Source organism: Cellulomonas alba, from assembly GCF_030362835.1.
GTDB classification, from domain to species: Bacteria; Actinomycetota; Actinomycetes; order Actinomycetales; family Cellulomonadaceae; genus Cellulomonas; species Cellulomonas alba.
This window is the reverse complement of record NZ_JAUCGQ010000001.1, coordinates 293482-305704: the sequence shown is the minus strand read 5'-3', so window position 1 is coordinate 305704 and position 12223 is coordinate 293482. Positions and strand designations below refer to the sequence as shown.

Below are 12223 nucleotides of genomic sequence, written 5' to 3'. Positions count from 1 at the left end.
TGAGCCGCGGGGCGCGGCCGCGACTAGGTTGACCGGCATGACGAGCGACGCCGGTGTCGCCCCGGGCTACCCCGCGGCGTGGGAGGCCGACGTCGTGCTGCACGACGGGAGCACCACCCACCTGCGGCCGATCCGCCCGTCGGACGCCGACGCCCTGCAGGCGTTCCACGTCGGCCAGTCGGAGCGCTCGACCTACCTGCGGTTCTTCGCCCCCCTCGAGCGCCTCCCGGAGCGCGACCTGCAGCGACTCGTGACGGTCGACCACGACGACCGCGCCGCGCTGGTCGCCGTGCAGGGGGAGGACGAGCGGATCATCGGTGTCGCGCGGTACGACCGCGTGTCGCCCGACGAGGCCGAGGTCGCCTTCAACATCTCGGACGCGCACCAGGGCCGGGGGCTCGGCTCCGTGCTGCTCGAGCACCTCGCCGCCGCGGCGCGCGAGCGGGGCGTGCGCCGGTTCGTCGCCGAGGTGCTCCCGCAGAACGGGCGGATGATCGCGGTGTTCCGCGACGCCGGCTACGAGGTCGTCTCGCGCACCGAGGACGGCGTGGTCCAGGTGGGCTTCGACATCGACCCGACCGACCGGTCGCTGGCCGTCGTGGCCGACCGCGAGCACCGCGCCGAGGCCCGGTCGATGGGCGGCCTGCTGCGGGCGCGGTCCGTGGTGGTGGTCGGGCCCGGACCCGCGGCGGCGGACTCGCTGCCCGGACGGGCGGCCGCTGCGGCGTACACGCATCTCGTGGCCGGGGACGCGACGCTCGTCGTGCACGCGGTCGGCGTGGCGGGGGTGCCCTCGGCGAGCCTGCTCGCGGACGTCCCCGCGCCGGTCGACCTCGCGGTCGTCGCGGTTCCCGAAGAGCGCGCGCTCGAGCTCGTGCGTGCGCTCGCGCCGCTCGGCGTGCACGGCGTGGTGCTGCTCTCGGGCGGCTTCGCGGAGCACGGTGCCGAGGGGCTCGCGCGGCAGCGGGCCGTCCTGCGCGCGGCGCACGGCGCGGGCATGCGCATCGTCGGCCCGGCGTCGTTCGGCATCGTGGCGCCGGCGCCCGACGGCGCGACGCTCAACGCCTCGCTGTCGCGCGTCGCGCCGCAGGCCGGGCCGATCGGGCTGTTCTGCCAGTCGGCGCCGCTCGCGGTCACCCTGCTCGGCGCGGTCGAGCGGAGGGGTCTCGGGCTGTCCGGGTTCGTCTCGGCCGGCCACCGCGCGGACGTGTCCGGCAACGACCTCATGCAGTTCTGGGCCGACGACGACCGCACCGAGGTGGTCGGCCTCTACCTCGAGTCGATCGGCAACCCGCGCAAGTTCACGCGCGTCGCGCGGCGGCTCGCCTCGACCAAGCCGGTCGTCGTGCTGACCGCCGGACGGTCCGGCCAGGTCGTGCCTCCGGGCCACGCCGTGCGCGCGACCCACGCGCCGCCACGGACCCTCGACGAGGTGCTGCGCCAGTCGGGGGTCGTCCGCGTCGAGAACACGCACCAGCTGCTCGACGTCGCGGAGCTGCTCGCGCACCAGCCGCTTCCCGCGGGTCGCCGGGCCGCGATCCTCGCGAGCTCGCCCTCGGTCGCCGCCCTCGTCGCCGAGGCGCTCGCGGCCTCGGGGCTCGTCGTCGCGGGCGGCTTCGTGCACCTCGCGGAGGACGCCTCGCACGCGCGCGTGCGCGAGGCCGTCGCCGAGCTGTACGCGGACCCCGAGGCCGACGTCGCCGTCGTCGTCCGGATCCCCACGGTCGGCGGTCCCGAGCCGCTGCTCGCGTCGGAGGTCGCCACGGCTGCGGCGGCGAGCGGGCGCACCACGGTGGCGTGCCTGCCCGACCTGCGGGGCATCACGCCGGCGCTCACGGCGACCGACGCCCAGGGGCGGCGGCGCACGGTCCCGGCGTACGGGACGCCCGAGGACGCCGCGGTCGCGCTCGGGCACGCCGCGCGCTACGCCCGGTGGCGCGCCGAGGACCGCGGCCTGCCGCTGCACCCGCGCGGGGCGGACACCCGGGCGGCGCGCCGGCTCGTCGCGGACTGGCTCACCGGCTCGACGGGCGACGCCCTCGCGCTCGACGCGGGCCGGACCGCCGAGCTGCTCGCCTGCGTCGGCATCACCGTGCTCCCGGCGACGCCCGTGCGCGACGCCGATGAAGCGGTGGCGGCGGCCCGCGCGATCGGCTGGCCGGTGGCGCTCAAGACGACAGTCCCCGCGCTGCGCCACCGGGCGGACCTGGGTGGCGTGCGGCTCGACGTCGCCGACGAGGCCGAGCTGCGCGCCGACGTCGCGCAGGTGCTCGCGCTCGCCGCGACGCACCACGCCGACCCCACGGCGCAGGCTCCGCTCGAGGTCCAGGCCATGGCGCCGCTCGGCATCCCGTGCGTCGTGCGGTCGGCCGAGGACCCGCTGTTCGGCCCGCTGATCAGCTTCGGGCTCTCGGGGGACGCGTCCGACCTGCTGGGCGACGTCGCGTTCGGCGTGCCGCCGCTCACGGACGTCGACGTGGCCGAGCTCGTCCGCGCGGCCCGCGCGGCGCCGCGGCTGTTCGGCTACCGCGGCCTGCCCGCCCGGGACGTCGCGGCTCTCGAGGACGTCATCGCGCGGGTCGCGGTGCTCGCGGACGACCTGCCGGAGCTGCGCTCGCTCGAGCTCAACCCCGTGACCGTCGCGGAGCGCGGCGTCTGCGTGCTGGGGGCGCGCGCGACCCTCGCGCCCGCCGACCGCGTCGACGTCGCGCGTCGGCTCGCGCGTGCCTGAGGTCCACCGACCGGGGGACGGGCGCGCCCCGCGAGGACCCCGAGGTGCGAGGATGGACCGGTGCCCGCCGCCTCCGACCTGACCGACCTGCGCGCCGAGCTCCACGACGAGCTCCGCCGCGCGGGGTACTACCCGCAGCTCGTCGCCGACGTGCTCGACGTCGCGCTCGCGGACGAGGCGGTGATCGCGCACCTGGTGCAGCCGGAGACGACGTTCGACTCGACCGAGGTCCGGCGCCACATGACGGTGCTCGTGCTGACGCCGACGCGGTTCGTCGTGACGCACGTCGACGACCATCCGGCCGACTCCGAGAACCCGTCGGCGAGCGCGTCCGCGACGACCGAGGCCGTGCCGCTCGCGGAGCTGCGCTCCGTCGCGCTGACGCACGTGGTGCAGAACCCGGAGTCGCACCAGTCCGGCGGTGGCGCTTCCGAGCTGACGCTCGTCGTCGGGTGGGGCGCGCTGCAGCGCATCGACCTCGAGCCCGCGACGTGCGGCGACCCCGCGTGCGAGGCGGACCACGGCATGACGGGCACGCTCGCGGCGGACGACGTCGTGGTGCGCGTCAGCTCGGCCGCCGAGGGCGCCGGCGCGGTCGACGCGGCGACGCGGTTCGCCCGCACCCTCTCCGCGGCGAGCGCCCGCAACCGATGACCGAGCGCACCGCTCCCGTGCTCGCGCCGGCCACCGCCGAGCCGGCGCCCCTCGACCTGCTCCTGCCGTGCACGCGGACGCCGGACATCGGCCACGTGCTCCCCGGTGTCGCGCACGCGCTCGGCGGCCTCGACGTCCCCTCGGCGGCCGAGTCCCGCGCACTGCTCGGCCTGCCGACGGTCGCGCGCGCGTGCGTCGTGCTCGTGGACGGCCTCGGGTTCGTCAACCTCGCCGAGCGCGCGGGCCACGCCCCGTTCCTGCGCCGGCTGCTCGCGGGGTCGACGCCGCTGGCCAGCACGTTCCCCTCGACGACCGCCACCGCGATGGGCACGTTCGGCACAGGGCGGCCACCGGGCGCGACCGGCATGCTCGGCTACACCGTGCGCGACCCGCGCACGGGTCGGCTCGGCAACCTCGTCTCATGGACGGACCTGCCGCCGGCGCGCGAGTGGCAGCCAGCGCCGAGCGTGCTCGAACAGCTCGTCGCGGCCGGCACGCGCGTCACGAGCGTCGGGCCCGCGCGGTTCGCCGGCTCGGGCCTCACGGAGGCCGCGCTGCGGGGCGCGGGCTACCGCGCCGCGGAGTCGCTCGACGCGCGCGTCGACGCGGCCGCCGACGCGCTGCGTAGCCCGGGCCTCGTCTACCTGTACTGGGGCGACGTCGACAAGGCGGGCCACCACCACGGCTGGGGCTCGTCGGTGTGGGGGGACGCGCTGGGGGAGCTCGACGCGGGGCTGTCCGCGCTCGCCCGCCGGATGCCCGCGAACACGCTGATGCTGGTGACGGCCGACCACGGCATGGTCGACGTCGACCTCGCGCAGCGCTGGGACGTGGCGCACGACGCGGTGCTGGGCCGCGACGTCGCGCTCGTCGCGGGGGAGCCGCGGGCGCTGCACCTGCACCTCGAGCCGGGCGCCGACCCGGCCGACGTCGCCGCGCGGTGGAGCGCGCACCTCGGCGAGCACGCGCTCGTCGTGACCCGCGACCGGGCGGTCGCGGAGGGCTGGTTCGGGCCGGTCGACGACCGGGTGCGGCCCGTCGTGGGCGACGTGGTCGTGGCGATGGCCGGCCGCGCGACGGTCGTGGACTCGCGCACGCAGACGCCGGCCTCGCTCGACCTCGTCGGCGTGCACGGCTCGCTCACGCGGTCGGAGATGCTCGTCCCGTGCCTCGTCGTCGCGTGACGCCGGCGCGGCACCCGAGGCTGCGCACGGGCAGCCGGAAAGGTCGGTGACGCGTGGCCGAGCTCGTGTTCTTCTCCGGCACGATGGACTGCGGCAAGTCGACGCTCGCGCTCCAGACGCACCACAACCACGCCGCGCGCGGTCGTGACGGCGTCCTGTTCACGCGGAACGACCGCGCGGGGACGGCGACGATCTCCTCGCGGCTCGGTCTGGTGCACGGGGCGGCGGAGGTCGGCGACGCCACCGACTTCTGGGACGAGGTCGTCCGCCGCCGCACGCAGGGTCGACCGGTCGACTACGTGATCGCGGACGAGGCCCAGTTCTACACGCCGCAGCAGGTCGAGCAGCTCGCGCGAGTGTGCGACGAGCTCGCGGTCGACGTCTTCGCGTTCGGCATCTCGACCGACTTCCGGGCGCGTCTCTTCCCCGGCGCGGCGCGCCTCGTGGAGCTGGCGGACCGGGTCGAAGTGCTTCAGGTCAAGGCGCTGTGCTGGTGCGGGGCCCGCGCGACGCACAACGCACGCACCGTCGGCGGCGTCATGGTCGTCGAGGGCGAGCAGGTCGTGGTGGGCGACGTGACCGGCGCGCAGGACGAGGTCGCGTACGAGGTGCTGTGCCGCCGCCACCACATGCGGCGCATGACGGCAGCGACCGCGCGCGCCGCGGCACCGAGTCCGCAGACGCTCGCGTCGACGCTCCCGCTCGACTGAGCGCGGCCCGCCGGGGCAACCGGAACGGCGGGCGCCCCCGGCGCTACTCGGGCTTCGCGCCGAAGACGATCTCGTCCCAGCTCGGCACCTTCGCGCGCTCGCGCCGCGACCGCGGCTTGCGCGGCTCGTCGTCCGCCGCGTGGCCGTGGTGCTCGACCGGGTCGACCGCGGCCGCAGGCGCCTCGGACCCGGGGGGCGCGACCGGCGCGGTGACGGCGGCGGGCCGCAGCACCACGGCCTCTGCCCGTTCGTCCGCGTCCCCGGGGTGCGCGCCCGGCGGGTCGCCGGCCGCGTCGAGCCGGCCGAAGTCGAACGCGCGCTGCGGCCCGAAGCCCTCGAACTCCTCGGCGTCCTCGTCGAGCTCGACGGGCTGGCGCACGCCACGGCGGCTGCGCAGGTCGTCCAGCAGCGAGTGCGTCGTCTCCTCGGGGTCCGCGACCTGCGGCTCCGCGGCGGCGACCACGGGCTCGCGCAGCGTCGGGACGTCGTTCGTGAAGTCGAACACCACGTCGCGAACGGCCGCGAGGTGACGCCGCGCCACCGGCTCGTCGGGGAGCTCCGTCTCCGACAGCCAGCGCGCCTCGTCCTCGTCGGCCACGAGCGCGCGGCTCGCGACGTCGAACGTCCAGCGCGCCTCGTGCTCGACGTCGCCGACGGCGAACCGGGCGAGCACGAGCCACGGGCCCGACGGCTCGCGTGCCGCGTCCCACGAGAGGGAGCCCAGGTCCACCCCGCGTGCCGCGAGGCGGTCGGTGACGAGGTCGCCGAGCGCCGGGGCGCCCGAGTCGCGACCGACGCGTGTCGCGCGGGCCTGCTCGGCGACGTACTCGCGCTCGGCGAGCACCGGACCCTCGTAGCGCCGGACGTGCTCGACCGGCAGGCCGGACGCGTCGGCGACCTCCTGGGTCGTCGCTCCGGCGCGGATGCGCGCCTGGATCTCACGCGGGCTCAGCGTGCCGGCGCCCTCGGCGCGCAGCTGCTCGAGCTGCGGCCGGTCGCGGCGCACCGCGGCGCGCAACGGCTCGTCGATGCGCAGTCGGAACCGCTGTCCGTCGGGGGCCGCCAGGACGAGGTGCTCACCGTCCTCGTGCAGACCCACCAGCTCGAGCTCACCCATACGACCTCCCGGTACCTCGCCCTAGAGGGTGCCACCGATCTGCCCCGTGCCCGCGGACGCGCGGCCGGTGCGCCGCGACCCGGCGGGATCGCTCCGCCCAGCGACGCGCCGGCATCGTCCGCGCCCCGAGGCGGCAGGATGGTCGTCGTGCCCGACACCACCCCCGGCCCGACCCCCGACTCCGACCCCGCCGCAGCGCCCCCGCTGCCGGCCGACCTCGCCGCGTTGCTCCCAGAGCTGCTCGACGTGGCGACGGCGCTGGCGCGCGAGGCAGGCGCGCTCGTCCACGACGGCCGACCCGAGCGGGTCGACGTGGCGGCGACGAAGAGCAGCCCGGTCGACGTCGTCACCGCGATGGACCTCGCGTCGGAGGACCTGCTGCGCCGCCGGCTCGCCGAGCTGCGTCCCGCCGACGGCATCCTGGGGGAGGAGCAGGGCTGGACGCGCGGGTCGACGGGCATCACGTGGGTCGTCGACCCGATCGACGGCACGGTCAACTACCTGTACGGGCTCGCGAGCTGGTCGGTGTCGGTGGCGGCGGTCGTCGACCCCGACTCCGGCGCCGCGCCCGACCCGGCGACGTGGACCGCGCTGGTCGGCTGCGTGCACGCGCCGGTCGACGGGCGCACGTTCCAAGCGGCGCTCGGCCGCGGAGCGGTGCTGGACGGCCGTCCGATTCGCGTGAACGCGTCGAAAACGTTGTCGGAATCACTCGTGGGCACCGGGTTCGGATACCGCCGCGCGAGACGCGTGTCACAGGCGCGCGTCGTTGCGGGTCTGTTGCCCGAGGTGCGTGATATTCGGCGGCTGGGATCCGCGGCGCTCGACCTGTGCGCCGTCGCGTGCGGCACGCTCGACGCGTACTTCGAGCGCGGGCTCAAGCCGTGGGACCTCGCGGCCGGCGCGCTGGTCGCCCGCGAGGCAGGTGCGCAGGTCACCGGTCTGCGTGGCCAGCCGGCGGGCGAGGACATGACGGTCGCCGGCCCGGCCGCGACGGTCGCGGCGCTGCGCGGGCTGCTCGAGGCCGCAGGGGCCGACGCCGACGACTGAGAACGCGCCCGGAACGCGACGCACAACCGCTGTGTGGCGACCCGCGCAGGCTTTCTGGCGGGGCGCGTTCGCGCCGGGGAGAGAAGTGGTGCACAATCCTCGCGCGCACGGGAACAAAACGCTCCGGCGGTGCATTGATCCCCCGTACGAGAATCGATCCAAGACTCGGAGTGTGACGCCACACATGGCTACCGACTACGACGCCCCGCGCAAGACCGAGGAGGACCTGAGCGAGGACTCGCTCCAGGAGCTCCAGGCTCGGCGCTCCGACAAGAACTCGGGCGTGGTGGACGAGGACGAGACCGAGGCGGCCGAAGGGTTCGAGCTGCCGGGTGCGGACCTGTCCGGAGAAGAGCTCTCCGTCCGGGTGCTGCCGCGGCAGGCCGACGAGTTCACGTGCTCGAGCTGCTTCCTGGTGCATCACCGCAGCCAGCTCGCGTACGAGCGCAACGGCATGCCCGTGTGCTCGGAGTGCGCTGCCTGATCCCGATCCCGGCGCCCTGACGCCCGACCAACGGCCGGCTACCCCTGGGGTGGCCGGCCGTTCGCGTCCCCCGGCCAGGGGGCGACGCCTCAGGAGGCGAGCGCCCGCACGAGGTCGTCGGGACGGCGCGTCGAGACCAGCCAGTACGGCGTCGGGTCCTCCGGGTCGACGACCTCGACGCGCACCGCCGTCGGGATCCACCCGCGCAGGCACACGTGCGCCCGGGCGTCGAGGCGCGGGCCCAGCTCCGTCCGCGTCCGCTGCGCGTCGAGCGCCTGAGGCTGGGCGAGCAGCTGGACCGGGATGTGCGCCTGCCCGGCGCGGAGCTCGCCACCGGCCACCTCGACGCGCGGGCTGGTCCGCACGAGCAGCACGACGCCGACGACGAGCACCGCGACCGCACCGCCGATCGCGATCCGCGGGTCGAGGACCGCCAGCGCGAGCCACGCCATCAGCGCGACCGTCCCCACGAGCGCCCACCCGAGCGGAGCGGGCCACAGGACCTCCCGGAACGCGGGCGGCGGTTCGGGCGGCGTGAGCCGGGCGTCGTCCATGGGCCCCAGCATCCCATCCGGGCCGGTAGGGTCTGGCCCCGTGACGGCCGAGACCACGACCGAGGTGCTGCTGCTGCGGCTCGACCCCGAGCTGCCCGCACCCTCGTACGCGCACCCCGGCGACGCAGGCGCCGACCTGGTGGCGCGCATCGACGTGACGATCGCGCCCCAGCAGCGGGTGACGGTGCCGACCGGCATGGCGATCGCGCTGCCGGACGGCTACGCGGCGTTCGTGCACCCGCGCTCGGGGCTGGCGGCCAAGCACGGGGTGACCATCGTCAACGCCCCGGGGACCGTCGACGCGGGCTACCGCGGCGAGATCGCGGTGACGCTGCTCAACACGGACGTCGAGCACGCGGTCGAGCTGCACCGCGGGGACCGCATCGCGCAGCTCGTGATCCAGCGGGTCGAGCGGGCGCGGTTCGTCGAGGTCGAGCGACTGCCCGGGTCGCACCGCGGCGAGGGCGGGTTCGGGTCGAGCGGCGGGTGGCACGGAGCCGTGCCGACCGCCGAGGGCAGCCCGCTGCACGCCGGCTAGGACGCGACCCCGGACGGGGTTACTGTCGTGGTGGAGCATGAGTCGGCGCGCCCAGCGGTGCGCCAGGAGGAGTGAGCTGTGGGTCTGTTCCGCCGAGGCGGGAAGGACGCCGACGACGAGCTCGTCGAGGCGGCCGAGCCGGACGAGCAGGTCGACGAGCGACCGCGCACCACGGGTCCGTTCGACGTCGAGGACGTCGACGACGACCTGCCCCGCGTCGACCTGGGCGCCGTGCGCGTCCCGGGCGTCCAGGGCATGGAGCTGCGCATGGAGGTCGACAACACGACCGGGACCATCTCCGCAGCGTCCGTGCTGTTCGACGGCTCGTCGCTGCAGCTGCAGGCGTTCGCCGCGCCGCGCAGCGAGGGCATCTGGGACGAGATCCGCGCCGAGATCGCCGAGTCGGTCGCGCAGCAGGGCGGGTCGGTCGACGACCTCCCCGGTCCGTTCGGGCGCGAGCTGCTCGCACGGCTCCCCACGCGCTCGCCCGAGGGGCGGACGAGCCACCGGCCGGCGCGCTTCGTCGGCGCGGACGGCCCGCGTTGGTTCCTGCGTGGCGTCATCACCGGCCGCGCGGCGGTCGAGCCCGAGGCGGCGCAGGTGCTCGAGCGCGTGTTCGCGGCGACGGTCGTCGTGCGCGGCAACGACGCGCGCCCGCCGCGCGACCTGCTCGCGCTGCAGCTGCCCGACCAGCCCGAGGTCACGCCGACTCAGGAGCCCGAGCAGCCCGACTTCGACCCGCTGACGCGCGGGCCCGAGATCACGGAGATCCGATGAGCCTGCGGGATCGGCTGCACAAGGTCGTGGCGTCCCAGGACGAGCTCGAGGCCGACGAGGAGCGCGAGCAGGCGGTGCGCCAGGTCGGCTGCACGCCCGTCGCGCAGCTCGACAACCGCTCGCGCGCGAGCGTGTCGGGTGTGATCCGGTCCACCACGCTGCGCCCGCGGGAGGGCGTGCCGGCGCTCGAGGCCGAGCTGTACGACGGCACCGGCACGCTGGACCTGGTCTGGCTCGGCCGCCGGGAGATCTCGGGCATCGCGCCCGGGCGGCGGCTGCGCATCGACGGCCTGGTCTGCCTGGTCGACGGTCGCCGCACCGTCTTCAACCCGCGCTACGAGCTGCGCCCGCGCCCGGGCGAGTGACGTGACGCAGCCCGACGAGGCGCGCGACCTCGCCGACGAGGCCGAGCACCTGATCGACGCGGTCGACGACGTGGTCCAGCCCGAGGAGGGCGGCCTGCGGGGCCTGCGCGCGCTCGGCGGCGAGACGTTCTCCGCGTCCGAGGCCGTGGGCGGCGTGCGCGGTGTCGTCGAGTCCGTCGCGCCGGGCCTGCTGTTCGTCGTCGTCTACCTGCTGGCCGGCCAGGAGCTCAAGCCCGCGCTGATCGCCGCCTCGGCCGCGGCCGTGCTCGCTGTCGTCGCGCGGCTCGCTCAGCGGCAGCCCGTCACGCAGGCGTTCTCCGGCGTCCTGGGTGTCGCGATCGGCGTGATCTGGGCCTGGCGCTCGGGCGACGCGACCAACTACTTCGCCTGGGGTCTGTGGACCAACGTCGCGTACCTCGTCGCGACGCTCGTCAGCATCCTCGTCGGCTGGCCGCTGGTCGGTGTCGTGGTCGGCGCGTTCCGCATGAGCGGCGTCCGCGGTGGGGACGGCGACGAGCCGGACTCGGTGCGCGACGCGCTCGCCGACGCGTTCACGTGGCGTTCCGACCCCGAGCTGCGCCGCCGCTACGCCCTGGCGACGTGGCCGTGGGTCGCGATGTTCGCCGTGCGGCTGGCGGTGCAGGTGCCGCTGTACTTCGCCCACGAGGTCGGATGGCTCGGCACGGCCAAGCTCGCGATGGGCATCCCGCTCACCGCGCTCGTGCTGTGGATCAGCTGGCAGCTGGTCCGTGGGTCAGGAGAGCCTCGAGCGCGGACTCGTCCGCGTCCCGTCCCGTGACGAACAGCAGCTCGTCCCGGCCCTCGAGCGTGTCGTCCGCTGAGGGCGCGATCGGACGGGCGTCGCGGACGATCGCCGCGAGCACGGTGTCCGGCGGCCAGGCGATCTGACCGACGCGGAGGCCCGCGATCGGCGAGTCCACCGGCAGGGTGATCTCGAGGATGTCCGCCCGCGACTGGTGGAACGTGAAGATGCGGACCAGGTCGCCGACGGTGACGGCCTCCTCGACCATCGCCGTCATGATGCGCGGCGTGGACACCGCGACGTCGACGCCCCACGCCTCGTCGAACATCCACTCGTTCTTCGGGTTGTTCACGCGCGCGACCGTGCGCGGCACGCCGAACTCGGTCTTGGCGAGGAACGCGATGACGAGGTTCGCCTTGTCGTCGCCCGTCGCGGCGACCACGACGTCCGCCTCGTCGGCCTTGACCTGGCGCAGCGTCGGCAGCTCGCACGCGTCGGCGAGGAGCCAGTCGGCGTCGGCGACCTGCGCGACGCGCATCGCGGACGGCTGGCGGTCGATCAGCGTCACCTCGTGGCCGTGGCCGAGGAGCTCGCGCGCGATCGAGCGGCCCACCGAGCCCGCGCCGGCGATGACGACCCTCACTCGGTCACCGCCGGGGCGGCCGTGAGGACACGCTCGACCGTGGCCGAGTCGTCGGTGCGCATGAGCACGTGCACGGTGTCGTTCTCCTGGAGGACGGTGTCGGACGTCGGCAGCACACCGTCGCCGTAGCGGGTCAGGTAGGCGACGCGGGCTCCGCTCGCCTCCTCGAGGGCGCGCAGCGGGCGGCCGACCCAGCCCTCGTGCACGTCCACCTGCGCGAGCTCGAGCTGGCCGGAGGGGTCGCGGAACTCGCCCGTGGCGCCCATCGGCAGCAGGCGGCGCAGCACCTGGTCGGCGGTCCAGCGCACGGTCGCCACGGTCGGGATGCCGAGCCGCTGGTAGATCTCGGCACGGTGCGGGTCGTAGATGCGCGCGACCACGTTGTCGATGCCGAACGTCTCGCGCACCACGCGTGCGGCAAGGATGTTCGAGTTGTCGCCGTCCGAGACGGCCGCGAAGCCGAACGCCTCGTCGATGCCCGCCTGCGTCAGCGTGTCGCGGTCGAAGCCCAGGCCGGTCACCTTGCTGCCGGCGAAGTCCGCGTCGAGGCGGCGGAACGCCTCGGGGTTCTGGTCGATCAGTGCGACCGAGTGGCCGTGGCTCTCGAGGTTCTGCGCGAGCGTCGCTCCGACGCGGCCGCAGCCCATGATGAC

General features: G+C 75.5%; 14 protein-coding genes. 10 read left to right on the top strand and 4 right to left on the bottom strand.

Annotated elements, in window-relative coordinates:
- The first annotated feature begins 37 nt into the window (after positions 1–37).
- From QRT04_RS01415 to QRT04_RS01400, 4 genes are read left to right on the top strand one after another with little or no spacing between them, the layout of a single operon-like run.
- The gene (locus tag QRT04_RS01415; RefSeq protein ID WP_289453097.1) at positions 38–2731 is read left to right on the top strand and encodes a GNAT family N-acetyltransferase; all 2694 of its coding nucleotides are present in this window, start codon (positions 38–40) and stop codon (positions 2729–2731) included.
- Positions 2732–2791: 60 nt separating this feature from the next.
- Positions 2792–3385, top strand: coding sequence for a DUF5998 family protein (locus QRT04_RS01410; RefSeq protein WP_289453096.1), 594 nt, complete (start codon positions 2792–2794; stop codon positions 3383–3385).
- A complete protein-coding gene (locus QRT04_RS01405; protein WP_289453095.1) occupies positions 3382–4569 on the top strand; it encodes an alkaline phosphatase family protein in 1188 nt (395 codons plus the stop codon). The genes QRT04_RS01410 and QRT04_RS01405 overlap by 4 nt, the downstream gene beginning before the upstream one ends.
- Positions 4570–4622: 53 nt before the next feature.
- Positions 4623–5279, top strand: coding sequence for a thymidine kinase (locus QRT04_RS01400; RefSeq protein WP_289453094.1), 657 nt, complete (start codon positions 4623–4625; stop codon positions 5277–5279).
- A 43-nt stretch (positions 5280–5322) separates the two neighbouring features.
- Here the strand turns inward: QRT04_RS01400 and sepH are convergent, their stop codons facing one another.
- Positions 5323–6396, bottom strand: a complete 1074-nt coding sequence (gene sepH, locus QRT04_RS01395; RefSeq protein WP_289453093.1) for a septation protein SepH — start codon at positions 6394–6396, stop codon at positions 5323–5325.
- 204 nt (positions 6397–6600) lie between these two features.
- On the opposite strand from sepH, the gene QRT04_RS01390 reads away from it, so the two are divergent.
- Together QRT04_RS01390 and QRT04_RS01385 are read left to right on the top strand one after the other, a co-directional pair.
- Entirely contained in the window at positions 6601–7446 is an 846-nt protein-coding gene (locus tag QRT04_RS01390; protein WP_289455675.1) for an inositol monophosphatase family protein, read from the top strand.
- A 184-nt stretch (positions 7447–7630) separates the two neighbouring features.
- Positions 7631–7930 (top strand): DUF4193 domain-containing protein, encoded by a 300-nt coding sequence (locus QRT04_RS01385; protein ID WP_289453092.1) that lies wholly within the window; start codon positions 7631–7633, stop codon positions 7928–7930.
- A gap of 89 nt (positions 7931–8019) precedes the next feature.
- Here the strand turns inward: QRT04_RS01385 and QRT04_RS01380 are convergent, their stop codons facing one another.
- Positions 8020–8484 (bottom strand): DUF3093 domain-containing protein, encoded by a 465-nt coding sequence (locus tag QRT04_RS01380; protein WP_289453091.1) that lies wholly within the window; start codon positions 8482–8484, stop codon positions 8020–8022.
- Between QRT04_RS01380 and dut the strand changes: the two genes are divergently transcribed.
- The 4 genes from dut to QRT04_RS01360 all read left to right on the top strand — a co-directional run bounded on the left by dut (position 8483) and on the right by QRT04_RS01360 (position 10963).
- Positions 8483–9022: a dUTP diphosphatase gene (gene dut, locus QRT04_RS01375; protein WP_407653528.1), complete on the top strand. Its 540-nt coding sequence runs from the start codon at positions 8483–8485 to the stop codon at positions 9020–9022. The genes QRT04_RS01380 and dut overlap by 2 nt on opposite strands.
- 78 nt (positions 9023–9100) lie before the next feature.
- A complete protein-coding gene (locus QRT04_RS01370) occupies positions 9101–9799 on the top strand; it encodes a DUF3710 domain-containing protein (protein ID WP_289453089.1) in 699 nt (232 codons plus the stop codon).
- Positions 9796–10164: an OB-fold nucleic acid binding domain-containing protein gene (locus QRT04_RS01365; RefSeq protein WP_289453088.1), complete on the top strand. Its 369-nt coding sequence runs from the start codon at positions 9796–9798 to the stop codon at positions 10162–10164. The genes QRT04_RS01370 and QRT04_RS01365 overlap by 4 nt, the downstream gene beginning before the upstream one ends.
- A gap of 1 nt (position 10165) precedes the next feature.
- Positions 10166–10963, top strand: coding sequence for a DUF3159 domain-containing protein (locus tag QRT04_RS01360; protein ID WP_289453087.1), 798 nt, complete (start codon positions 10166–10168; stop codon positions 10961–10963).
- On the opposite strand, the gene QRT04_RS01355 is transcribed toward QRT04_RS01360, so the two are convergent.
- Both QRT04_RS01355 and QRT04_RS01350 read right to left on the bottom strand, forming a co-directional pair.
- On the bottom strand, positions 10896–11570 hold the full coding sequence (locus QRT04_RS01355; protein WP_289453086.1) for a potassium channel family protein: 675 nt from the start codon (positions 11568–11570) through the stop codon (positions 10896–10898). The two genes, QRT04_RS01360 and QRT04_RS01355, sit on opposite strands and share 68 nt — an antisense overlap.
- Positions 11567–12217 carry a potassium channel family protein gene (locus QRT04_RS01350; protein WP_289455674.1) on the bottom strand — a complete coding sequence of 217 codons (651 nt, stop codon included), beginning with the start codon at positions 12215–12217 and terminating at the stop codon, positions 11567–11569. Before QRT04_RS01350 ends, QRT04_RS01355 begins: the two co-directional genes overlap by 4 nt.
- Positions 12218–12223 lie beyond the last annotated feature (6 nt).

Excerpts from the sequence above, each read along its gene's own strand:
- QRT04_RS01415 (WP_289453097.1), top strand. The coding sequence starts at position 38 with ATGACGAGCGACGCCGGTGTCGCCCCGGGCTACCCCGCGGCGTGGGAG.
- QRT04_RS01405 (WP_289453095.1), top strand. The coding sequence starts at position 3,382 with ATGACCGAGCGCACCGCTCCCGTGCTCGCGCCGGCCACCGCCGAGCCG.
- sepH (WP_289453093.1), bottom strand. The coding sequence starts at position 6,396 with ATGGGTGAGCTCGAGCTGGTGGGTCTGCACGAGGACGGTGAGCACCTC.
- QRT04_RS01385 (WP_289453092.1), top strand. The coding sequence starts at position 7,631 with ATGGCTACCGACTACGACGCCCCGCGCAAGACCGAGGAGGACCTGAGC.
- dut (WP_407653528.1), top strand. The coding sequence starts at position 8,483 with ATGGGCCCCAGCATCCCATCCGGGCCGGTAGGGTCTGGCCCCGTGACG.
- QRT04_RS01380 (WP_289453091.1), bottom strand. The coding sequence starts at position 8,484 with ATGGACGACGCCCGGCTCACGCCGCCCGAACCGCCGCCCGCGTTCCGG.
- QRT04_RS01365 (WP_289453088.1), top strand. The coding sequence starts at position 9,796 with ATGAGCCTGCGGGATCGGCTGCACAAGGTCGTGGCGTCCCAGGACGAG.
- QRT04_RS01350 (WP_289455674.1), bottom strand. The coding sequence starts at position 12,217 with ATGGGCTGCGGCCGCGTCGGAGCGACGCTCGCGCAGAACCTCGAGAGC.